Annotated in this window: 19 protein-coding genes; 5 read left to right on the top strand and 14 right to left on the bottom strand. The window is 65.7% G+C overall.

The window, feature by feature from the left end; all coding sequences use genetic code 11:
- Positions 1–93: 93 nt before the first annotated feature.
- The 10 genes from RA25_RS21930 to RA25_RS21885 all read right to left on the bottom strand — a co-directional run bounded on the left by RA25_RS21930 (position 94) and on the right by RA25_RS21885 (position 9,224).
- Complete coding sequence (locus RA25_RS21930; RefSeq protein WP_039175022.1) at positions 94–774, bottom strand: GntR family transcriptional regulator; 681 nt, start codon at positions 772–774, stop codon at positions 94–96.
- A gap of 141 nt (positions 775–915) precedes the next feature.
- Positions 916–1,941: a trans-3-hydroxy-L-proline dehydratase gene (locus RA25_RS21925; RefSeq protein ID WP_039175019.1), complete on the bottom strand. Its 1,026-nt coding sequence runs from the start codon at positions 1,939–1,941 to the stop codon at positions 916–918.
- A 12-nt stretch (positions 1,942–1,953) separates the two neighbouring features.
- The gene (locus RA25_RS21920; RefSeq protein ID WP_039175017.1) at positions 1,954–3,057 is read right to left on the bottom strand and encodes a cis-3-hydroxy-L-proline dehydratase; all 1,104 of its coding nucleotides are present in this window, start codon (positions 3,055–3,057) and stop codon (positions 1,954–1,956) included.
- Between the two features lie 24 nt (positions 3,058–3,081).
- A complete protein-coding gene (locus RA25_RS21915) occupies positions 3,082–4,332 on the bottom strand; it encodes an NAD(P)/FAD-dependent oxidoreductase (RefSeq protein ID WP_039175016.1) in 1,251 nt (416 codons plus the stop codon).
- Positions 4,329–5,279, bottom strand: a complete 951-nt coding sequence (locus RA25_RS21910; RefSeq protein WP_039175015.1) for a 4-hydroxyproline epimerase — start codon at positions 5,277–5,279, stop codon at positions 4,329–4,331. The genes RA25_RS21915 and RA25_RS21910 overlap by 4 nt, the downstream gene beginning before the upstream one ends.
- Positions 5,270–6,229: a dihydrodipicolinate synthase family protein gene (locus RA25_RS21905; RefSeq protein WP_039175013.1), complete on the bottom strand. Its 960-nt coding sequence runs from the start codon at positions 6,227–6,229 to the stop codon at positions 5,270–5,272. Before RA25_RS21905 ends, RA25_RS21910 begins: the two co-directional genes overlap by 10 nt.
- Before the next feature lie 65 nt (positions 6,230–6,294).
- A complete protein-coding gene (locus RA25_RS21900; RefSeq protein ID WP_039175011.1) occupies positions 6,295–7,017 on the bottom strand; it encodes an amino acid ABC transporter ATP-binding protein in 723 nt (240 codons plus the stop codon).
- Positions 7,014–7,676 (bottom strand): amino acid ABC transporter permease, encoded by a 663-nt coding sequence (locus RA25_RS21895; protein ID WP_039175009.1) that lies wholly within the window; start codon positions 7,674–7,676, stop codon positions 7,014–7,016. The genes RA25_RS21900 and RA25_RS21895 overlap by 4 nt, the downstream gene beginning before the upstream one ends.
- Before the next feature lie 11 nt (positions 7,677–7,687).
- Positions 7,688–8,350 carry an amino acid ABC transporter permease gene (locus RA25_RS21890; protein ID WP_039175007.1) on the bottom strand — a complete coding sequence of 221 codons (663 nt, stop codon included), beginning with the start codon at positions 8,348–8,350 and terminating at the stop codon, positions 7,688–7,690.
- 73 nt (positions 8,351–8,423) lie between these two features.
- Entirely contained in the window at positions 8,424–9,224 is an 801-nt protein-coding gene (locus tag RA25_RS21885) for a transporter substrate-binding domain-containing protein (protein ID WP_039148525.1), read from the bottom strand.
- A gap of 399 nt (positions 9,225–9,623) precedes the next feature.
- On the opposite strand from RA25_RS21885, the gene RA25_RS21880 reads away from it, so the two are divergent.
- Positions 9,624–11,519, top strand: a complete 1,896-nt coding sequence (locus tag RA25_RS21880) for a methyl-accepting chemotaxis protein (protein ID WP_039175005.1) — start codon at positions 9,624–9,626, stop codon at positions 11,517–11,519.
- Positions 11,520–11,584: 65 nt separating this feature from the next.
- Here the strand turns inward: RA25_RS21880 and RA25_RS21875 are convergent, their stop codons facing one another.
- The 3 genes from RA25_RS21875 to RA25_RS21865 form a co-directional block, all read right to left on the bottom strand.
- Entirely contained in the window at positions 11,585–12,580 is a 996-nt protein-coding gene (locus RA25_RS21875; RefSeq protein ID WP_039175003.1) for a capsular polysaccharide export protein, LipB/KpsS family, read from the bottom strand.
- 160 nt (positions 12,581–12,740) lie between these two features.
- A complete protein-coding gene (locus tag RA25_RS21870; protein WP_039175001.1) occupies positions 12,741–14,954 on the bottom strand; it encodes an NADP-dependent isocitrate dehydrogenase in 2,214 nt (737 codons plus the stop codon).
- A gap of 364 nt (positions 14,955–15,318) precedes the next feature.
- Positions 15,319–15,816, bottom strand: coding sequence for an SH3 domain-containing protein (locus RA25_RS21865; protein WP_039174999.1), 498 nt, complete (start codon positions 15,814–15,816; stop codon positions 15,319–15,321).
- A 218-nt stretch (positions 15,817–16,034) separates the two neighbouring features.
- Between RA25_RS21865 and RA25_RS21860 the strand changes: the two genes are divergently transcribed.
- From RA25_RS21860 to RA25_RS21845, 4 genes are all read left to right on the top strand, one after another.
- On the top strand, positions 16,035–17,021 hold the full coding sequence (locus RA25_RS21860) for a 2-hydroxyacid dehydrogenase (protein ID WP_039174997.1): 987 nt from the start codon (positions 16,035–16,037) through the stop codon (positions 17,019–17,021).
- A 39-nt stretch (positions 17,022–17,060) separates the two neighbouring features.
- Entirely contained in the window at positions 17,061–18,842 is a 1,782-nt protein-coding gene (ggt, locus tag RA25_RS21855; protein WP_039174995.1) for a gamma-glutamyltransferase, read from the top strand.
- A gap of 117 nt (positions 18,843–18,959) precedes the next feature.
- Positions 18,960–20,363, top strand: coding sequence for an FAD-binding oxidoreductase (locus RA25_RS21850; protein WP_039174993.1), 1,404 nt, complete (start codon positions 18,960–18,962; stop codon positions 20,361–20,363).
- Positions 20,364–20,467: 104 nt separating this feature from the next.
- Positions 20,468–21,481: a VOC family protein gene (locus RA25_RS21845; RefSeq protein WP_039174992.1), complete on the top strand. Its 1,014-nt coding sequence runs from the start codon at positions 20,468–20,470 to the stop codon at positions 21,479–21,481.
- Positions 21,482–21,527: 46 nt separating this feature from the next.
- Here the strand turns inward: RA25_RS21845 and aqpZ are convergent, their stop codons facing one another.
- Positions 21,528–22,211 (bottom strand): aquaporin Z, encoded by a 684-nt coding sequence (gene aqpZ, locus RA25_RS21840; RefSeq protein ID WP_019298476.1) that lies wholly within the window; start codon positions 22,209–22,211, stop codon positions 21,528–21,530.
- Positions 22,212–22,709 lie beyond the last annotated feature (498 nt).

Below are 22,709 nucleotides of genomic sequence, written 5' to 3'. Positions count from 1 at the left end.
GATACAGGATAATGGATACAAAGTACGAATTGTGCAAGAGGAGCGCCGGAGAAAACCGGGCGTTTCACGTGTCAGAAGCTGAAATAGGGCGGGTTAGCTGTCGGCAGTGGCGCGGTGTTCGGCGACCAGCGACAGCAGTTCCTCCTTGGTGCGGGAGATGTGATGGGTCAGCGCGGCGCAGGCGCCCTCCACATCGCGGGCCTGGGCCAGGTCCAGGAGGTCGTGGTGCTCCTTCTTGGCTGGTTCGCGCTGTTTCATCACGCTGAGGTGCATCCGGATGAAGCGGTCGCAATGCAGGCTGATGCCCTGCAGCACCTCGTTGGTCAGCTTGCGGTCCGCAGCGGCATAAAGCGCCGAGTGGTATTTGTGATTGAGCGCGCCCCATTTGGCCACGTCATTGGCATCGTATGAGGCGTCCATGTCGTCGAGGATCTGGGTGCAGCGGGTGAAATCCTCGGTGGTCATTGCCGGGATCGCGCGGCGGAACAGGTCCACCTCCAGCAGGATGCGCAGGTCGAAGATCTCGGCGATTTCACGCAGGGAATGCTTGGTGACAGAGGCGCCGCGGTTGTTGGTGAATTGCACCAGCCCTTCGGCGTCCAGCCGCTTCAGCGCCTCGCGGATCGGCATGCGGGAGACGGCGTATTCCTCTGCCAGCGCCTCCTGCCGGATGGTTTCGCCCTCTGCCAGCTCACCGCTCAGGATGCGTTCGCGCAGGTCGTCGGCAATCACTTCCGGGAGGGAGCTGCGGGTAACGGCGCGTTTGCCTGCCATGGGGGCCTCGTCGGGTCTGCTGTTCGTATTTTGGATACGCTAGTGGGTTTTCCCTGTCTGTACAAGCCGCCGGCCCGGTCCAGCTGGCCGCGCGGGCGGGCTGGATCCGGTATTGGCATATTGTATCCAAAACCCGGACCGTCAGGCACCCCAGGTGTCGCTGAGGCGGTAGCCGCCGGGCCAGGGGTCGTCCGGGTCCAGCATGTGCTGGTGGATGCCGGTGATCCAGCCGCGGCCGCTGAGTTCCGGCACGATCGCCGCGCGCCCGCCGACGGTGGTCTGTTCGACGATGCGTCCGGTGAAGCGGGAGCCGATGATGGACACGGCCTCAAACGTCTGGTCCGGCGTCATCTGCCCCTTGGCCAGCATCAGCGCCATCCGGGCGGAAACCGCGGTGCCGGTGGGGGAGCGGTCCACCTTGCCCGGCTGGATGGCGACGGCGGAGCGGCTGCGGAGGCCGGTCTCCGTCTGTTCCAGCGGGCCGCAGAAGGCGCAGAAGGAGATGTGGGTCCAGTCCGGGTTCTCCGGGTGGGTGAAACCCAGCTGCGCGTTGGCGGCCTCCAGAATGCGGGTGCCGAGCTGGGCGATCTGCTTGGCGTTTGCCTCTGTGATCTCCAGCCCCAGATCGGCGGCCTGCACCACCACGAAACTGTCGCCGCCATAAGCGGTGTCGACGGTCAGGGTGCCAATGCCCGGCACCTCCAGCGCCGCGCCGGTCTCCCCAGCGAAGCTGGGCACGTTCTGCACGAAGATCCGTTCTGCCTTGCCGTTCCGGCATTCGGCGCGCACCCGCACCAGCCCGCCGGGGGCCTCCAGCACCAGACGGGTTTCCGGCTCTTGCATCGGCAGGATGCCTCCGTCCAAGAGCACGGTGGAGACGCAGATCGAGTTGGAGCCGGACATTGGCGGGGTGTATTCCGGCTCCATGATGATGAAGCCCATGTCGGCCTCCGGGTGCTTGGGCGGCACAAGAAGGTTCACATGGCGGAACACGCCGCCGCGGGGTTCATTCAGGACGAAGTTGCGCAGGGTTTGGTCGCGGTCGATGAAGGCGCGCTGTTCCCACAGGGTGTCGCCCGGCGGCGGGGCGACGCCGCCGACGATCACGTCGCCCACCTCGCCCTCCGCATGGGCGGAAATCACATGGATGGTCTTGCTGCTGCGCATCCGCAGGCCTCCTCAGGAATAGCGGGCAACCGGTTCGCCCAGGGCCTCGAAGATCGGGGTGGTCCCCAGGCCGGGCGTGTCCGGGGCGGTCATCCGCCCGTTCACACGCTTGGGCGCGCCGCTGGCAATGTCAACGGTGCCATAGCTGTTGAAGTCGGTGGCGGAGAAGGTGAACTCGGCCGGGGTGGAGCGGGCCAGATGGGCGATGGCGGCGGTGGTGATGTCGCCGCCCCAGGTGTCCTCGATGGTCATCGGGATGCCATGCGCCACGCAGAGATCGCGCATCAGCCGTGCGCGGCTCAGGCCGCCGACCTTGGAGATTTTGAGGTTGATCACGTCCATCGCGTCCTCGGCAATGCCGCGCACCAGCGTGTTGGGGGTGTCGATCACCTCGTCCATCACAAAGGGCAGTGCAGTGCGGCGGCGGATTGAGACGCTTTCCTCGTAGGTCAGGCAGGGCTGTTCCACATAAACGTCGAGGCCCGCGATGGCGCCAACCACCCGCGCCGCCTCGTGCCGGGTCCAGCCGGTGTTGGCGTCGGCCACCAGCAGGTCGGATTTCTTCAGCACCGCGCGGGTGGCATGGATGCGGTCGATATCGTCGTTGGCCTCGCCGCCGACCTTCAGCTGGAACTTGGTGTAGCCCTCGGCAGCGTAGCCCTCGATCTTGCGGGCCATGGTGTCCGGGTCTTCCTGGCTGATGGCGCGGTAGAGCACCACATCGTCCTGCGCGGCGCCGCCCAGCAGGGTGTATACCGGCTGACCGGTGGCCTTGCCCAGAAGGTCCCAGCAGGCGATGTCGACCGGCGCCTTGGCATAGGGGTGGCCGCGCAGGGCGGCGTCCATGGTGCGGTTGATGCCGCCGATATTCAGCGGGTCCTGGCCAATGAGATGCGGTGCCAGTTCGGCCAGACCGGCGCGCACGCCGCGGGCGAAGGAGGGCAGGTAGGCGGAGCCCAGCGGGCAGCACTCGGCGTAGCCCTTGAGGCCCTCGTCGGTGGTGATTTCCAGCACGGTGCTGTCGAAGACATCGACATAATTGCCGTTCGACCAGCGGTAGCGGCCTTCCTTCAGCGGCAGATCGACCTGGTAGACGGTGAGCTGGGTGATCTTCATGGCGCGGCTCCTTTCAGCTGCGGGTCAGAACCTGGTGGCGGCGTAGGGCTGCATCGGCAGCGCGGCGGGAGTGTTTGCGGCCAGTGCGGCCACCAGCTCGGCGGTGCCGGCGGCCTGGGTCAGGCCCAGGTGGCCGTGGCCGAAGGCATAGATCACGCCGTCCGAGCGGGCGGAGCGGCTGATCACCGGCAGGCTGTCGGGCATCGAGGGGCGGAAGCCCATCCATTGGCTGCCACCCGCGGTGTCGAGGTCCGACAGGAAATGCTTGGCCTTCTGCAGCAGGATATCGGCGCGGCGGTAATTGGGCGGCAGTTTCAGCCCGCCGAGTTCTACAGCGCCGCCAACCCGCACGCCGCCGCTGATCTTGCTGACGACAAAGCCATGCGCCGGGAAGGTCAGGTGGGTCTTCAGGCCAAAGGCGCCGGGGGGCAGGGTGGTGTTGTAGCCGCGTTCGGTCTCCAGCGGGAAGGTTTCGCCCAGGGTGCGGGCGAGGTGGTGCGACCAGGCCCCACAGGCGACCACGATTTGGCTGGCGGAGACCGGGCCGTCATTGGTCTGCGCCACAGACTGCCCGCCTTCGCTGCGCAGGGCGGTGACTGCGGCGGTGCCGATTCTGCCGCCACGTGCCACAAAGGTCTGCGCCAGATGTTCCGCCCAGGTCTTGGGGTTTACTGTGTTCATCCAGTCGGGGGTGAATGCGGCATGGGTGAAACGGGGGGCGAGGCCGGGCTGAACCTCGGCAATCGCAGCGGGGCTGCGCAGCAGGTCGAAGCGGATGCCGTGCGTGCGCCGCAGCTGCCAATCGGGCAGGGCGGCGCGGAAGGCGCTCTCACCCTCGTAGAGCTGCAACTGCCCCTCGCGCTGCATCAGCGGCTCGCCGTCCACATCGGCGATCTGGCGTTCCAGTGCGGCGCGGGAATGCGCCATCAGCAGCACCTGCGCCTGCAGTGCCGCCTGGTAGCGGCTGCGCCAGCTGGCGCGCCAGAAGCGCAGCATCCAGGGCGCGATCTGCAGCGCATAGGCAGGCGGCACCGACAGCGGCCCCAGCGGGTCCAGCAGCCACTTCGGCGCCTTGCGCATGATGCCCGGCGTCGCCAGCGGCACGATATCGGTAAAGGCAAAGGCTCCGGCGCTGGCCGCCGAGGCCTCTGCCGCGACGCCAGTGCGGTCGAGGATGCGCACGCGGCGGCCCTGTTTCTGCAGCTCCAGCGCGGCGCTGAGGCCGATGATGCCGGCGCCGATCACCAGCACGCTGTCCGAAGCGGGCGCGGTCATGCAGGTTCCTCCGAACCCGCAAGGATGCCGCCGCGGAAGGGGTCATCGGGGCTGAAGAGCAGCTTGCCCTCGCCCATCACAAAGGCCTGGCCGCTAAGGGTGGGGATCACGCCGCCGTTCAACCCCGGTTGATAGGACAGGCGGTAGGGGGAGCCGATGATGCTTTCCTGGATGATCTGCTCGCCCGGTTGCAGCCGCCCCGCTGCTGCCAGGCAGGCCAGCCGGGCGGAACTGCCGGTGCCGCAGGGGGAGCGGTCGTAGGTATCATCCGGGCAGAGCACGAAGTTGCGGCTGTGGATGCCCGCGCGGGGGGAGGGGCCTTGGAAGATCACATGGTCGATCGGCTCACCGTTTTCGCCGCCGACGCCTTGGGCATTGGCGGCGGTGCGGATGGCGATGGCGTGATCGGTCAGGGCGCGGATGTTCTCTGTCTGCAAGGGCAGCGGGCTGGGCTCAATGATGAAGAACCAGTTGCCGCCATAGGCGACGTCGCCGGTCACTGTACTGCCGTCCGGCAGGGTGACATTGGCCGCCGCGGTCACCCGGCGGCTTTCGATGTTGGTGACGGTGACGGTATTGGCGTCCTCCAGCAGCACCGTCACCACGCCAACGGGGGTCTCAATGCGGTGGCTGCCGGGGGTGATCAGGCCCAGATGGGCCAGCGTCACCGCCAGCCCGATGGTGCCGTGGCCGCACATGCCCAGCACTGCATCGGCATCAAAATAGATGACGCCAGCGGCGCAGGTGGGATCGGTGGGCTGCACCAGCAGCGCGCCGACCATGGCGGGCTGGCCGCGCGGCTCGCGCATCACGGCGTGGCAGAAGCCCATGTGGTCCTCTGCCAGCCGCCGCGCGCGCTCTGCCAGCGGGCCGGTGCCCAGATCGGGACCGCCCTCCAGGATTACCCGGGTGGGTTCTCCTCCGGTATGGCTGTCGACTACATGCATTCGGCGATGATCCCGCCCTGCGCCGACCAGTCCGCAAACCAGGTGCGGAACAGCTTGTACTGCTGTTCGCAATAGTTGCGCTGGGCATCGGACAGTTCGTCAGTCTCGTTGAAATGCAGGCGGTAGTCGTCCTCGCCGTTCAGCACCAGGAGGTGCTTGTAGTAGAGGATCAGGTCCGGGCCTTCGTCGAAGGTCGACAGGACGTGGATCGCGTCGGTCAGCTCCTGCGCGCGGACGCGGGCCTCGGCGCTGCCCTCGGCGGCCAGTTTGGACAGGCGCGCCAGCAGCAGCGCCTCCTTGGGGAGCGCACAGCCGATACCGGTGATCGAGCCGGTGGCGCCGCAGTTCACGAACCCGTGGTAGACCTCGGTGTCGACACCGACCATCAGCGTCACCTGGTCGTCCTGGCTGGTGATATGCTCCGCCGCGTAGCGCAGGTCGTCCTTGCCGCCGAACTCCTTGAAGCCGATCAGGTTCTTGTGCTCGGCACGCAGGGCAAAGAACAGCTCGGCGCGGGTAGCAAAGCCGTAGTAGGGGCTGTTGTAGATGATTGCCGGGACGTCTGGAGCCGCGTCCAGAATGGCTTTGAAATGGTTCTTCTGCGCCGCAACGGAGGTGCCGCGGGACAGCACGCGCGGGATCACCATCAGGCCGGCCGCGCCGACCTCTTGCGCATGGCGGGCGTGATCGACGGCGGATTTGGTGTTGATCGCGCCGGTGCCGACCACAACCGGCAGACCGGCGGCGGTGAGGCGGGCGACGCCCTCCATCCGCTGTGCGTCGGTCAGCAGCGGCCAGTCGCCCATCGAACCGCAGTAGACCACCGCCGACATGCCCGCGGCGATCATCTCTTCGCCCTTTTTGACCAGCGCGTCGAAGTTCGGCGTGCGGTCCGGGTTGCAGGGGGTCATCAGGGCCGGCATGGTGCCGGTGAAGACGTTTGTAGACATTATCCAATTTCTCCAGTTAGGGGCAGGCTGCCGCTGGGAGGCACGGCAGCCTGCGGGGGAAGGGGTCAGCGCACGTTGGCGAGGAATTTGCGGGTGTGTTCGGACTGGGCGTCGCCGAAAATCTGCGCGGGCGGGCCGATCTCCTCCATCACGCCCTGATGGAAGAAGGCCACCCGGTCGGAGACATCGCGGGCAAAGCCCATCTCGTGGGTGACGCAGATCATCGTCATGCCTTCTTCTGCGAGCAGGCGCATGGTATCCAGCACCTCGCCCACCAGTTCCGGGTCAAGGGCAGAGGTCGCCTCGTCAAACAGCATGTATTCCGGCTCCATCGCCAGGGCGCGGGCAATTGCCAGACGCTGCTGCTGGCCGCCGGACAGGGCGCTGGGGTAGACATCCAGCTTCTCGCCCAGCCCCACGTGCTGCAGCTGTTTCGCTGCAATCTCGCGGGCCTCAGCCTTGGATTTGCCTTTGACGATGCGCGGCGCCAGCGCCACGTTTTCCAGCGCCGTCAGATGGGGAAAGGAATTCCACTGCTGGAACACCATGCCCAGCTTCTGGCGCAGCTTGTTGATGTCGGTGCCCTTGGCATGGACGTCGGTGCCGTCGACGGTGACTGCGCCGTCCTGGATCATCTCCAGCCCGTTGATGCAGTAAAGCAGCGTCGATTTGCCGGAGCCGGAGGCGCCGATGACAGAGAGCACCTCGCCCTTCTGCACATCCAGGTCGATGCCTTTCAGAACGTGCAGAGCGCCGAAATACTTGTGAAGGTCGCGGATGGAAATCATTGGGCCCACCTGTTTTCGAGATGTGTGGCGTAGCGGGAGACCGGATAGGACAGCGCGAAATAGAAGGCGCCGGCCAGGGCCAGGATCAGGAACGGCTCCTGGGTGCGGGTGATCAGGATCTGGCTGGCCTTCAGCAGCTCGACATAGCCGAGCACGGAAACCAGCGCGCTGTCCTTCATCACCCCCAGCGCAACGCCGACCCAGGACGGGAACACCGCCCGCCCGCCGATCGGCAGCACCACATGGCGCAGATCCTGCCAGTAGCTCATGCCAAGGCTGCGTGCGGCGCGGCGCATCGGGGCGCCCACCGCCTCAATCCCGCCGCGGGCGACATTGGCCACCAGCGCCGCGGTATAGACGGTCAGGATCACGGTGCCGGAGGCAAAGGGATCAAGGTTCAGCCCGACGATCGGGGCGAAGTTGTAAAACAGCACCAGCTGGATGATCAGCGGCACAGAGCGGAACACGTCCAGCACCGGCGCCAGCGTCAGGGTTGCAGCGCGGCGGCCTTCGTACAGCATCCAGCCGAACAGGGTGCCCAGCACCGTGCCAAGCGAGATCGACAGGACGGAAATCCACAGCGTGCGCAGCGCCGCCTCGCCCATGAACCACAGGTCATTGGGGGCAAAGCCGCTGAAAAACTTGAGTGTCGGTTCCATGGTGCTCCCCCTCAGTACCGGAACAGCCGGGCGGCCATCAGCCGCGAGCTGAGCAGGATCACCTTGACGATGGCGTAGTAGATCACCGCCGTGACCGCGAAATATTCAAAGATGCGGAAGGTGCGGGAGGCGAAGAACTGGGTCTCGCCCGACAGTTCGCGGAACCCCACCAGCATCCCCAAAGAGGACATCAGCACCGCCCAGACCATCTGGTTGGTGATCGGGTGATAAACGATGCGGAACACCTGCGGGATCACCACGCGGCTGTAGGCCTGCCATGGTGTCATGCCAAGGCTGCGGGAAGCGCGGATCTGGGTCTCCGGCACCGCCTTGAAGCCGCCGCGGAAGTTTTCCGCCAGATAGCCCGCGCAGTTGAAGGTCAGCCCCGCCAGCACGATCAGATAGGGCGACAGATGCAGGCCGAAGGCGCCGAGGCCGAAGCCGAAGAAGAACAGCTGGAACAGCGCCGGCGTGTTGCGGGCCAGCTCCACCCAGGCGGTGGCGAACCAGTAGACCGGCCCCCGAAGGTGCAGTCGCGCCAGCGCCAGGCAGAGGCCGAGCACGATGCCAAGCACCATCGCCAGAACCGCCACCTGCAGCGTCAGGGAGGCCGCCTCCAGCAGGTCCGGCAGGCTTTTCATCACCGGCCGCCAGTGAAAATTATAGTCGAACATGTGGGGTTATGCTCCCTAGCCCCTGCCAGCCGCCGGGAGAGCGCGGCAGGCAGGGGCGGGTTTCACCGTTGGATCAGTACAGCACGCCGGGGATGCGCAGCTCAGGCGCGTCGCCGCCGACGTATTTGCCCCACAGCTCCGCATAACGGCCCGAGCGCACCTGGTGGGTCACAAACAGGTTCAGGAAGTTGATCCAGGTGACATCCTCGCGCTTGCCCACGACCGAGGTGTAATCGGTGGTCCAGGGCATCCGCGGGCCGGCCGCCAGGGTCTCGTACTGCTGGGTTACCGGCAGCACCGCGGTGTTGGTGGTCAGGCCGATGTCCGCCTTGCCTTGCGCCACAGCCAGGAACACCTCGTTCTCGGACTGGTAGCCTTGGTAATTGCCCTCTTCGCCCCATTCGGCGGCGATCTTCAGCCATTCCTGCTCCGGCACGGTGCCGATGGCACCGGCCACCCGCTTGCCCTTGATGTCCTCAAAGCTTTCGATGCCGCTTTCAGTGTTCACAACGCCCTGGGCGAAATAGATCGCGTAAGGAATGGTGAAGCCGACGGTGCGCGCCCGCGCCAGGCTGTCGGAGGTGGCACCGAACACCACGTCTGCACGGCCGGTCACGATGGCGGGCAGGCGCTCGGCCCAGGTCACCGGCAGGATCTCGGCATCAACCTCCAGCGCCGCCGCCAGGTCGTTGCAGTAGTCGACGTCAAAGCCTGCCGGTTCGTTGTTGGCATCCCGGTAGCCGATCGGCGGGAAATCCAGCACCACGCCGCAGCGCAGGGTGCCGCGGTCCACCACATCATCGAGCGTATCCGCAAGGGCAGGTGCCAAGGGCACCAGGGCAAGCGCCGCAGCCGCGGCCAGCGATTTGAACATGAGATCCTCCTGTCGGTTCGTTGTTGTGGAGAATCAGATACAGGATAATGGATACAAAATCCACAAATATGTGAAAACGCCGATTCTGCGGCGCGGTTCCCTGCGCATCTGTTGCGGCAGGCAAAGCTCGAACTGCGGGCCTGAGCGGCTGAACCGGCAGGGCGCAAAGCGGCCCGAAGGCGTCGCAGAACGATCTGCCTGCGGCATTTTGTGCGCGTGCCGCGCAGCCGTGTTGGTCACCTAAGACATTGATATCATTTGAGCGCGACTGAAGCGCCCTCGGGGAGGCCGGTTCCCTGCAGCTTCCGGGCGGCTGCAATCGTCTGCGAGCTAGGAATTTCTTAGGAGCAGGTCTCTAGGGAGGAGAGCTTAGGCCTGTAACTAAGGGACCAAATCACTATGCCTGCATTTCTCTACCGTCTGCCTGTCCGGATCTACGCTCTGGCTGCCCTGGCGATTCTTTTGTTTGCGATGCTGACCGTCTTCCTGCTGGTCCGCTCGAATAACGACGAATACGCCAGCCGCGAACGTGAGCTGCATCAGATCACCGACTTGGCCTTCAGCCAGCTGGACGCGCTGCAAAGCCAGGTCGAAGACGGCCAGTTGGACGCGGCCGCGGCCCGCGAGATGGGGCGCACGGCGCTGGAGACCTTCAGGTTCGGCACAGCCGGCGATTTCCACGCTTTTGACTTCGATCTGGTGATCACTGCCAACGCCTTCCTGCCGGAGTGGGTGGGCACGCGCCAGCCTGGCCTGACCGATGAAAATGGGGTCAAGATCTATCAGGAGATGCTCAAGATTGCCAAGGCGGACGGCCAGGGCTCGCTGATCTATCATTTCGCCAACGCAAGCACCGGCGTGATCGAGGCCAAGATGGGTTATATCCGGGTCTATGAGCCCTGGGGCTGGATCATCGGCACCGGTGCCTATGTGTCGGATATCGAGGCCAAGGTGCAGGAAAACATCATCACAACCGTGACAGGTCTGCTTGTGACCCTGGCGGTTCTGATGGCGGGCGCGACCCTGATCACCCGCAGCGTCACCGGGCCGGTCAGCGCCTTGCGCGGGCGGATGCAGTCGATGGCGGAGGGCGACACCGCCAGCGCCATTCCGGCCACCGCCAACAAAAGCGAAATCGGCGAGATGGCCCGCACCCTGGATGTCTTCCGCCAGGCGCTGATCCGGCAGCAGGAGCTGGAGGATGCCGAACATGCGCTGAACGAGAAGCGCAGCAAGGTTGTGGCGGCGCTCAGCAGCAAGCTGTCGGCGCTGTCGCAGGGCGACCTGACGGCGCAGATCACCGAGACCTTCCCGCAGGATTACGAACAGCTGCGCCAGGACTTCAACACCACCGCGCAGAACCTCAGCTCCACGGTGGAGCAGGTGATTGCCGCCGCCGCCAGCATCCGCAACGGCGCCACCGAGATCAGCCAGGCCTCCGACGACCTGTCGCACCGCACCGAGAGCCAGGCGGCCACCCTGGAGCAGACCGCCGCGGCGCTGGATGAGCTGACCGCGTCCGTCAAATCCGCCGCCGACGGCGCCCGCAGCGTCGAGGCGACGATGGACGAGGCCAAGGAAGAGGCCCGCACCAGCGGCGAGGTGGTGCAAAGCGCGGTCTCGGCGATGACCGAAATCGAGGAAAGCTCCAATAAGATCAGCCAGATCATCTCGGTGATCGACGACATCGCCTTCCAGACCAACCTTCTGGCACTGAACGCGGGCGTTGAGGCCGCGCGGGCCGGCGAGGCGGGCCGCGGCTTCGCGGTCGTCGCCAGCGAAGTGCGGGCGCTGGCGCAGCGCTCGTCGGACGCGGCGATGGAGATCAAGACGCTGATCTCCGACAGCTCCGGCCAGGTCGCCCGCGGGGTGGACCTGGTGGGCAAGGCGGGCGATGCGCTGCAAAGCATCGTCAGCCAGGTCACCCATATTTCGCAGCTGGTCTCCGGCATTGCCGAGGGCGCGGCGGAGCAGTCGACCGGCCTCAACGAGATCAACACCGGCGTGACCCAGCTGGATCAGGTGACCCAGCAGAACGCGGCGATGGTCGAGGAGGCGACTGCAGCGGGCCACATGCTGAAGACCGATGCTGGCAAGCTGGCCGATCTGGTGGCCCACTTCAAGATCGCGGGCGGCAGCCAGCTGGCCGCCCCGGCCAAGGCCTCCAGCACCCCGGCAGCAGCGCCGGCGCCGAGCGCCCATGGCGGCGATGATTGGGACATGCAGCCCGCGCCCCAACCCGCCGCGGCGGCCGCCAGCGGCAACGCCGCCCGCGACCTGTGGCAGGATTTCTGATGCGCCTGCCTGATCCCGCGGGGTCCTGAAAAGCATAGCGCCCGGGCTGCAAACCCGGGCGCTGTTCATTTCGTCGGGGCGGGCGCCAGCAGCCGGTTCCAGGCGCGGTCCGCAAAGTCCGGTTTTTGCGGCTCCAGCATGTGCAGCCCCAGAAACCAGTAGAAATAGCGTTCAAACGGGAAGGCGGCAAAGGCCTCCCCAGCCCGGCTCAGGTTCTCCTGCAGCTCCGCCCCAGTGCGGCAGACCAGCGTGCCGTGATGATAGTCGGACGCCGCGCAGGTCAGCACCGGCTTGCGGTGCATCAGCGCCTCGAACCCGACGGCCGAGTTCTGCGACACAACCGCAGCTGAGGCAGCGATCAGGTCATGCACGCTGGCACGGCTCAGCTCTGCATTGGCAATCCCGGCGCAGAGCTCTTCCAGCCCGCGCAGCGCGGCAGCATCCTGCAGCGGATGCGGCTTGACGTAGACCCTGCCGGGCACCGCCGCGCAGGCGGCTGTGATCATCTCCGCTGTGGTCAGGTAATGCACCGGCTCGCGGTATTTCTCGATGTCCTGCACGAAAATGGCGGCGTCTGCAGGCGCCAGCCCGCCGGGCGTGCGCGCGCTTTGCGCCCGTTTGGAGACGTTGCGCCGCAGCGCATGGCCGCGCACGCCGTTGAAGAAATGCTCTGCTGCGGCGCCATCCACCGATTGCGGGTCGAACAGCTGCCCGGAGAGGCTGGAGTTCCAGTAATAGCCCTGCGGGTCCAGATACCAGAAGCCGCGCAGATAGCTGGGCTGGGCGTGAAAGATGCGCGGCCCCTGCGCGCGTTTCGGGCCGATGACGATTTGCAGATGATCTGACCCCAGAAGCCCGAAGGACAGGACATCCTCGGCGTGGATCAGCAGTGGCTTGCAGCCCCGCGCATGGGCGCTGACGCCGATCTTCTCGAAAAACTCGCAGCCGCCCTCCAGGATGTGCCGGAACCAGGCCTCCTCCGCATGCACGATCAGCGGCTGCTTGCGGCTGTCCAGCTGGCGCAAGTGATTGAGCTTCTTGAAGCTGCCCCGTTTCTGCATGGGATGCTGTTTCTCTGCCTGCCTGCCTGTGCTGCGGTGTCGGGCCGCAGGCTCAATTTCTGGGCAGTACAGACCGTCCGGTCAAGCCGGGCGGCGGCGGCAGCGCAAAGAAAATGCCCGGGGAAAGCCCCGGGCATCCATGTTTTCAGATCCGCTGGGATCAGCCGATGATGGCGTTCAGCGTGGCGCTGGGGCGCATCACCTTGGCTTTCAGCTCCACGCTGGGGCGGAAGTAGCCGCCGATATCGGCGGGCGCGCCCTGGGCCGCAGCCAGTTCGCTGATGATCTGCTCTTCCTTGGCGCCCAGCTCCTCGGCGATGGGGGCGAAATGCGCCGCCAGGGCTGCATCCTCGGTCTGCGCCGCCAGTGCCTCGGCCCAGTAGCGGGCGAACCAGTAGTGGCTGTCGCGGTTGTCGGGCTGGCCGACCTTGCGCGAGGGAGAGCGGTTGTGGTCCAGGATGCCTTGGGTCGCGTCCTCAGCCGCACGGCCCAGCACGCCGGCCTTGGTGTTGCCTTTGACATCGGCCAGGAAGTTCAGCGACTCGCCGAGGGCGCAGAACTCGCCCATCGAATCCCAGCGCAGGTGGTTTTCCTCGACCAGCTGCTGCACGTGCTTGGGGGCAGAGCCGCCGGCGCCGGTTTCAAACAACCCGCCGCCCTGCATCAGCTTGACGATCGACAGCATCTTGGCCGAGGTGCCCAGCTCCAGGATCGGGAACAGGTCGGTCAGGTAGTCGCGCAGCACGTTGCCGGTGATGGCGATGCTGTCCTTGCCTGCGGTGATGGTTTCCAGGCTCTGGCGGGTGGCTTCGCGCGGCGCCATGATCTGGAACTTGTCCGCAACGCCGGCCGCCTCAAGCGCGGGCTTCACGTATTTGATCAGCTCTGCGTCATGGGCGCGGTTTGCGTCCAGCCAGAAGATCGCCTCGGAGCCGGTCAGGCGCTGGCGGTCCATTGCCAGCAGGATCCAGTTCTCGATCGGGGCTTTCTTGACGGTGCAGGAACGCCAGATGTCGCCGGTCTCGACGTCATGGCTGTGCAGCGTGTCGCCGCCCGCCAGCACGATGCGGATGGTGCCGTCGGCGGGCGCCTCAAACGTGGTCGGGTGGGAGCCGTATTCCTCAGCCTTCTGCGCCATCAGGCCGACGTTGGCGACCGCACCTGCGGTGGTCACGTCCAGCGCGCCGTTGGCTTTGAAGAAATTGATGGTCTCGTCATAGACGGTGGAATAGCAGCGGTCGGGGATCACGCAGTTGGTGTCGCCCTTGTTGCCGTCCTGGTCCCAGCCCTTGCCGCCGGCGCGGATCACCGCAGGCATCGAGGCGTCGATGATCACATCCGACGGCACATGCAGGTTGGTGATGCCCTTGTCGCTGTCCACCATGTACATGTCGGGGCGCTCGGCGCGCACCGCTTCGATGGCGGCGGTGATTTCGGCGTTGCCTTTGACGCGCTCCAGCAGGTCGCCCATGCCGGAGTTCGGGTTCACACCCAGCGCGTCCAGCTCGGCGCCGTATTTCTCGAACACCGGTGCCAGCCAGGCCTTGACCGCGTGACCGAAGATGATCGGGTCGGAGACCTTCATCATGGTGGCCTTCATGTGCAGCGAGAACATGGTGCCGTCCGCCTTGGTGTCGGCAATCGCTTCGCCGAGGAAGGACGACAGCGCCTTCACCGACATGAAGGTGGCGTCCGCCACGGTGCCCTCTTCCAGCGGCCAGCCGTCTTTCAGCACGGTGACGGCGCCGTCCTTGGCCACGAACTCGATCCGCGCGGCACCGGCCTGGGCGGCGGTGATGGTGGCGGATTTCTCGTTGGCATAGAAATCGTTGCCGGGCATCGACGACACTTTGGTCTTGCTGTCCGCCGACCATGCGCCCATCGAATGGGGGTTCTTCTGGGCGAAGTTCTTCACCGCCTTGGCAGCGCGGCGGTCGGAGTTGCCTTCGCGCAGGACCGGGTTCACCGCGGAGCCCTTGATCGCGTCGTAGCGGGCGCGCACGTCTTTCTCGGCGTCACTCTTCGGCTCTTCCGGGTAGTCCGGGATGTCATAGCCCTGGCCCTGCAGTTCCTTGATGGCCGCGGTCAGCTGCGGCACCGAAGCGGAGATGTTCGGCAGCTTGATCACATTGGCGTCCGGAGTTTTCACCAGCTGGCCCAGCTCGGCCAGATCATCGCTCTGGCGCTGTGCTTCGGTCAGGTTCTCCGGGAAGGAGGCGATGATACGGCCGGCCAGCGAAATGTCCTTGGTGCCGACGGTCACACCGGCGGCAGACGCGAACTTGCGGATGATCGGCAGGAAGGATGCCGAGGCCAGTTCGGGCGCTTCGTCTACAATGGTATACAATATGTCCGGGGTTTGATTTTCTGCCATGTTCCACAACCTTTCAGCGATCTCGGAGGCTTATAGGGCATCAGCGCGGACAGGCCGCGCCGGTTTCGGGTAGTCCGGTGCTGCCGCAGCGGCGCCCGTGTTTCGGGCGGGACCGGCCTGGGCAGCCATGTGTGTGGCCCCCATGTAGAACACGATTGCTGCGGGTGCAATGGTTTGGCGCATCTGCGCCACCGCGCGGATTGCCGCAACGCTGAAATGTAGGGCGGTGAGGGGCGCTGCCCCCAGGGCTTGATTGGAAGAGGGGCGCTGCCCCGCAGGCCTGATTTAAAGAGGGGCGCTGCCCCTCTTGGGCCGCCGGCGCTATTCACCCCGGAGTTTTTCGGGAAAGATTAAGGAGCCGGGGTTACTCGCGCAGCTCGTCCGGGGCGACGCCCCAGAGCTTTTTCTTCGGCGCCCAGCCGCTGTAGCCGCCGGCCGAGATCTCGCACCAGTCACTGGCGCATTCGCCCAGCCGCGCCACCACGCCCAGTTCAAAGGCGGCAGTCACCGGCGCGCGGGTGTCGGGGCGGGCGTGCACGGTCAGCATGTCCTCCTCGACCAGCACAGTGCGCACGCCGGACAGGAGCGCGTAATGCACCCAGCCGCCGGCGCCGTCGCGGTCCTGCACCCGGCGCCAGTGGCCGTATTCCGCGGTGATCTCCAGCGGCATGCCGCGGCGTTTGAACACCCAGTCGATCTTGTGGGTCAGCGACGGGCCGCGGCGCACATTGCCGGTTGCGGCCTTCATCGAGACATAGCGGGGCAGGGGCAGGTTGGTGACCGGGCCGCGGGATTCGGCCGCACAAACGGTGGCCGTCAGCACTGTCATTGCTGCTGCCGCTGCCAGATGGCGGAGTGCCATTGCCGCGTTTCTCACTGCTTGCTCGCCTCTTCGTTGCCCAGCCGGGTTATGCCCAGCCTCTTGTTCCGGTCTTCCGCCCGTCTGGTTATGCCCCTGCTGCGTCCGGGAAATTTCCGGCCGAGAGGCAAGGGAATGCGGTTGGGTTCTTGTGCCTCTGCGCATCCTGCGCCACGATGCCATGGAGGCGTGCGGATTGAAAAGCCCAAGGGAGAGCACAAGTGCCAAGAGACCGATTGAGTGTTGTCGTTACGCGACGGTTGCCGGAACCTGTGGAAACCCGGCTGAGTGAGCTGTTCGATGTGCGCCTGCGCGAGGATGACACGCCGATGACCCGCAGCGAGCTGGCCGCGGCGCTGAAGGACGCCGATGTGCTGGTGCCGACGGTCACCGATACCATTGATGCGGGCCTGCTGGGGCAGGCCGGCGAGCGGCTGAAGCTGATCGCCAATTACGGCGCCGGCGTGGATCACATCGACGTTGCCACCGCCCGCCAGCGCGGCATTCTGGTGTCGAACACCCCCGGTGTTTTGACCGATGACACCGCTGATATGACCATGGCGCTGATCATGGCGGTGGTGCGCCGAATGCCAGAAGGGCTGGCGGTTATGCAGAAGGGCGACTGGCAGGGCTGGGCGCCGACCGCGTTCCTCGGCGGCCGCATCGCCGGGCGCCGTCTGGGTATCCTGGGCATGGGCCGGATCGGCCAGGCGGTCGCCAAGCGCGCCGCCGCCTTCGGGATGCAGATCCATTACCATAACCGCCGCCGCCTGCGCCCGGAGATTGAGGAGAAGCTGGAGGCCACCTATTGGGAGAGCCTTGACCAGATGGTGGCGCGGATGGATGTGATTTCCGTCAACTGCCCTTCGACGCCTTCCACCTTCCACCTGATGAACGCGCGGCGGCTGAAGCTGATGAAACCTTCGGCGGTGATCGTGAACACGTCGCGCGGCGAGGTGATCGACGAGCACGCGCTGACCCGGATGCTGCGCTCGGATGAGATCGCGGGCGCGGGGCTGGATGTTTATGAGCACGGCACCGACATCAACCCCCGCCTGCGCGAGCTGCCCAATGTGGTGCTGCTGCCCCATATGGGATCGGCCACCATCGAGGGGCGGATCGAGATGGGCGAGAAAGTGCTTTTGAACATCAAGACGTTTGAAGACGGCCACCGGCCGCCGGATCAGGTTGTGCCGTCCATGCTGTAACTGCGGCTGCAGGGCTGGAATTATCAAGGAGGACTTTTCATGAAGTATCTGATTCTGGCCGCTGCCGCATTTGCTGCTGGCCCTGCCGCCGCGCAGGAGGCCGCAGATGCGGTGGCCCCCGAGGCTGCAACCGCAGGCACCTTTGAGGCGATTTCCCCCGAGGTGGCCGCTGCGCTGGAGGCCAAGGCCGAAGGCCAGCCGGTGGAAGCGGACAACTGGATGGTCGCCGCCGCCAACCCGCACGCGGTGGAGGCCGGTGCTGCCGTGCTGCGCGCGGGCGGCACTGCGGCGGATGCGATGGTGGCGGTGCAAACCGTGCTGGGTCTGGTGGAGCCGCAATCCTCCGGCCTGGGCGGCGGCGCGTTTCTGGTCTGGTATGACGCCGCCACGGGCGAGCTGACCACGCTGGACGGGCGCGAGACTGCGCCGCTGGCGGCGGCGCCGACCCTGTTTCAGGATGAAAACGGCGAGCCGCTGAAGTTCTTTGATGCGGTGGTCGGGGGCCGGTCTGTCGGCACGCCTGGCACGCCTGCCTTGCTGGAAGAGGCGCACCGCCGCTGGGGCCGTGCCAACTGGCCATCGCTGTTTGAGCCGGCCATCCGGCTGGCGGAGGATGGCTTTGCCGTCTCGCCGCGTTTGGCCGCGCTGGTCGAGGGCGACGCTGAACGGCTCGCACGTGCCCCGGCCACCGCGGCCTATTTCCTGCCTGAGGGCGAACCCATTGCCGAGGGCGCAACCCTGCTGAACCCGGACTATGCCGCCACCCTGCGGGCGCTGGCAGAGGGCGGGGCGGGGGCGTTCTACGCAGGCCCCATCGCGGCAGAGATCGTGCGCGCAGTGACCACGGCTGAGGGCAACCCCGGTGTGCTCTCCGCCACCGATCTGGCGCTGTATCAGGTCAAGGAGCGCCCGGCGGTCTGTGCAGCCTACCGCGAATTCGAGGCCTGCGGCATGGGGCCGCCGTCCTCTGGTGCGCTGACCGTGGGGCAGATCCTGGGGATGCTGGGTAACTACGATCTGGCGGAGCTGGGGGCGGAAAGCGCCGAGGCCTGGCGGCTGATCGGCGATGCCTCGCGCCTCGCCTTTGCCGACCGGGGCCGCTACATGGCGGACAGCGATTATGTGCCGGTGCCCACCCATGGGCTGGTGGCGGCGGACTATCTGGCGGGCCGGGCAGAGCTCTTGCAGGGCGATGATGCACTGCCCGAAGTGGCGCCGGGCGCCCCGGAATTTGATCACGCGCTGATGCTGGCGGATGATGAGTCGATCGAGCTGCCCTCGACCTCCCATATCTCGATTGTGGACCAGTACGGCAACGTGCTGTCGATGACCACGACGATTGAAAATGCCTTTGGCTCGCGGCTGATGGCGGCCGGGTTCCTGTTGAACAATGAGCTGACGGATTTTTCCTTCCGGACCCATGCGAACGGGGTGCCCATCGCCAACCGGCTGGAGCCGGGCAAGCGGCCGCGGTCCTCGATGGCGCCGACGATTGTGCTGAAGGATGGCAAGCCGGTACTGGCCATCGGATCCCCCGGCGGCAGCCGCATCATTGGCTATGTGGCCAAGTCGATCATCGCCTGGGCGGATTGGGGGATGGATATCCAGGCCGCGCTGGCACTGCCGCATCTGGTCAACCGTTTTGGCACTTATGATGTGGAGGCGGGCACCAGCGCAGAGGAGCTGTCAGAGGCGCTGACAGACATGGGCTATGAGGTCAATGCCCGCGACCTGACCTCCGGCCTGCATGCGATTGAAATCGGCGATGGGCTGAAAGGTGCGGCGGATCCGCGGCGGGAAGGGATCGCACTGGGCGGATAGGCCGGGTGGGCTGGGGCGGCTACGGGGTTCTGGGTATTGCTGAACTCCGGTGGCTGGCCGTAAGTTAACAGGTGAATTGTTCCGGGGTATCGCGCCCCGCTGCCAGGGGAGGCCGCCATGGTCCAAGCCACATCACTGCCGCGCAACGAGGCCGGGATCGCCGCCGCGATTGATGCGCTGAGCCAGCAGTTCGGCGACCGGCTGCAGACCGGCCAGGCCATCTGCGAGCAGCACGGCCACACCACCACCTGGATCACCAACCAGGCGCCGGATGCGGTGGTCTTCCCGACCACCACGCGGGAGGTATCGGAGATCGTCGCGGTCTGCGCCGAATACGGCGTGCCGGTCATTCCCTTCGGCACCGGCACTTCGCTGGAGGGGCATGTGAACGCGCCCGCTGGCGGCATCTGCGTGGACATGATGCGGATGGACCAGATCATCGCGGTTCATGCCGAGGATCTGGACGTGGTGGTGCAGCCCGGCGTCACCCGCGAGCAGCTGAACACCTACCTGCGCGATCAGGGCCTGTTCTTCCCGATTGATCCCGGCGCCAATGCCTCGCTTGGCGGTATGGCGGCGACCCGCGCCTCCGGCACCAATGCGGTGCGGTACGGCACCATGAAGGACAACGTGCTGGCTCTGGAGGCGGTGATGGCCGACGGCGCCGTGATCCGCACTGCGCAACGGGCCAAGAAATCCTCCGCTGGCTATGATCTCACCCGTCTGCTGGTCGGCAGCGAGGGCACGCTGGGCCTGATCACCGAACTGACCCTGAAACTGCAGGGCATCCCGGAGGCGATCCGCTCTGCCCGCTGCTCCTTCCGCACCGTGGATGAGGCCTGCCGCGCGGTGATGATGACCATCCAGTACGGCATCCCGGTCGCCCGGATCGAACTCTTGGACGAGATGAGCGTGCGCGCCGCCAATGCCTATTCCGGCCTCGACCTGCCGGAAACGCCGCTGCTGCTGCTGGAATTTCACGGCTCGGATGCCGGCGTGGTGGAGCAGTCGGACATGTTCGCCTCCATCGCAGAAGAATTCGGCGGTTTCGACATCTCCGCCACCTCGACGCCGGAGGAGCGGAGCAAGCTCTGGCAGGCGCGCCACGACATGTACTGGGCCAGCCTGCAGCTGCGTCCCGGCGCCAAGGGTCTGTCCACCGACGTTTGCGTGCCGATCTCGCGGCTGGCGGAATGCGTCAGCGCGGCGCGGGAAAAGGCCGAAAGCATGGGGCTGCTGGCACCGATGGTCGGCCATGTGGGCGATGGCAACTTCCACGCGCTCCTGCTCATTGACATGGACAGCGACACGGAACGGCAGAAGGCGGACGAGTACATCGGCTGGCTCAACGAGATGGCGATCGAAATGGACGGCACCTGCACCGGCGAGCACGGCATCGGCCAGGGCAAGCGCCCCTATTTGCAGCAGGAACTGGGCGAGGCCACCCGCTACATGGCGGCGATCAAGGCGGCGCTGGACCCGGAGAACATCCTAAACCCCGGGAAAATCGTGGAGATGTAGGCCCCCGGCCAGGCGCGGCTGCAAAACAGCAAGATTTGTGCGTTCCGCTTTCCCGTCCCAATGCCTAGATCATGATCAGGCATAACACGAGGGAGCAGGCCGCAATGACCATCGGGCATTTCATCTGGACCGATCTTTCCACCTTCGACATGGCGCTGGCGCGCAAGACCTATGCGGACCTGTTCGGCTGGTCGTTCGACGGCGATGACAGCTACGACTTTGCCCAGGACAAGACACAGGCCGCCGCCGCAGTGTTCCCGATGCCGGAGTTCCTGGTGAAGATAAACATGCCGTCCTTCTGGATGTCCTATGTGCATGTCGAGGATCTGGACGCCAGGGTCGAAGCCGCCCGCCGCCACGAGGGCGCAATCATCGAGATCGAGCCGCAGCCGTTTGACGAACACAGCCGCATCGCGCTGGTGCGCGATCCTTCCGGTGCCGGCTTCACCATGGTGGAGGGCAGCAGCCTTACGCCGCCGGAAGGGCCGCCGCAGCCCGGCCATGTGGTCCGCCGTTTCCATCACCTGCCGGATATCGCGCTGATCGCGGATTTCTACAAGGACCTGTTCGGCTGGACCTTCCACAAGACGGCGGAGTCGCCCTGGCCGGTCTACGATATCCGCCACCCGGACGGCAGCCTGGTGGCCGTCGCCGAGGAGGTGCCGGAGGAAATCCGCGGCAAGTTCCGGTACTGGATGCCTTGTTTCGCTGTCGGCTCGCTGGAACAGGCGGCGGAGAAACTGTCCGCGCTGGGCGGCGAGGTCACGGTGGACCTGCAGGACGGGCGCCTGATGGCGGCCGACCCGCAGGGGGCGGCTTTCATGATCCGGGCGCTGGAGCCGGAAGACAGCAGTGGAAACCGGGCCGCGCCGGGAGCCAGACTGCCGTGGAAGGCCGGGCTGGGCCTCTTGTGCATCTGGCTGGCGGTGGTGCTGGATGTCCCTTTGTTCTGGGGCGTGCTGTTCCTGCTCTGGAGCTGGCCCGCGCTGCGCACGGGACGGGCCGATTTCATTGAACCCGTCCGCCGCAGCACCCATCCCTTGCTGTTCTGGGGGCTGACCGGCACTTGGATCGGGCTAAGCCTCTGGGTGATTGCCGGGGCACTGGGGGCGTTGTAGCCTTGGCCTGAACCGGACCGGAATGCGCCTAGCCGGTGCCGGTGCTTCATTCAGACTGATCAAGCAGGCCGGACTTGAACAGCACCCCTGCTGCAACCGCGCCCAGAACCGGAGCGACGATAAACAGCCAAAGCTGCGACAAGGCCGTTGAACCGGCAAACAGCGCGGGCCCGATGGAACGGGCAGGGTTCACCGAAACGCCGGTGACGTTGATGCCCACGAGGTGGATTGCAACCAGCGCCAGGCCAATCGCAAGCCCGGCCAGCGCGGCCGGCGCCCGGCTGCCCGTGGCCCCTAGGATGACAACCATGAACAGGAAGGTTGCCACGGCCTCGAACAAGAAGGCGGCCAGGATGTTGTACTCTCCCAGATAGCCTGCGCCCCAGCCGTTCTGACCCAGCCCGTTGACGGCAACATCGTAGTCCGCCTTGCCGCTGGCAATGATCAGCAGCACCAATGCCGCGGCGATTGCGCCTGCGATCTGTGCCAGAATGTATTTCACCGCCTCCGGCAGCGGCATCCGGCCTGCCGCCACCATGCCAAGGGAAACCGCAGGGTTGATATGACAGCCCGACACCGGCCCGATCCCATAGGCCATGCCGGTCAGGGCCAGCCCGAAGGCAAGACTGATACCTGTCAGCCCGATGTCGGCCCCCGCGATCACCGCGGAACCGCACCCGAACAGGACAAGCGTGAAAGTACCCAGAAATTCTGCAACTTGTTTCTTCATTGGTAATCCCCTTCTGAGGCTGCCATCCGCTTGCAGTGTAGCAGGGCGGGGCGGCGGCACAGGGGGAAATATCCGGTCTGGATGTCAGGGGCAGGGGAGCTCTGCCCGCCTGCCAGCCGTTGCGTCGGCAGCGTACGCATAGCTTACGGCCTTTTAAGCTCCTTATGTCACACTGCTTCCCGATCGCGGTCACTGTCGGGCCTGACACCCCCGGCATCCAGGAACAGGGCCCATTGGCACGGGCACGCACAGACGACGTTTCGCGTGCGGGAGCAACCCTCCCGTCCCGCCTCCGCCCCTTGGCGGCGCCGCCACTCCTTACCGCTGGCAGACACAGACGATACAGCATAGCGGAACAGGCCAGACAGAAACAGCAGAACGGAACCCGGTCCGGCAGATTCAATCTGTGCGGGCGTGGCGCGCGCTCTTTTCGCGTTTACGCCGCAATCCCGCCCCAAATGCCCATTAGCCGGATGGAAAGATTTCGGGCATTTCCAT

This window comes from Leisingera sp. ANG-S5, from assembly GCF_000813925.1.
Lineage (GTDB): Bacteria > Pseudomonadota > Alphaproteobacteria > Rhodobacterales > Rhodobacteraceae > Leisingera.
Note: the sequence above shows the minus strand (reverse complement) of the source record. Positions and strands in the feature narration are given on the sequence as shown.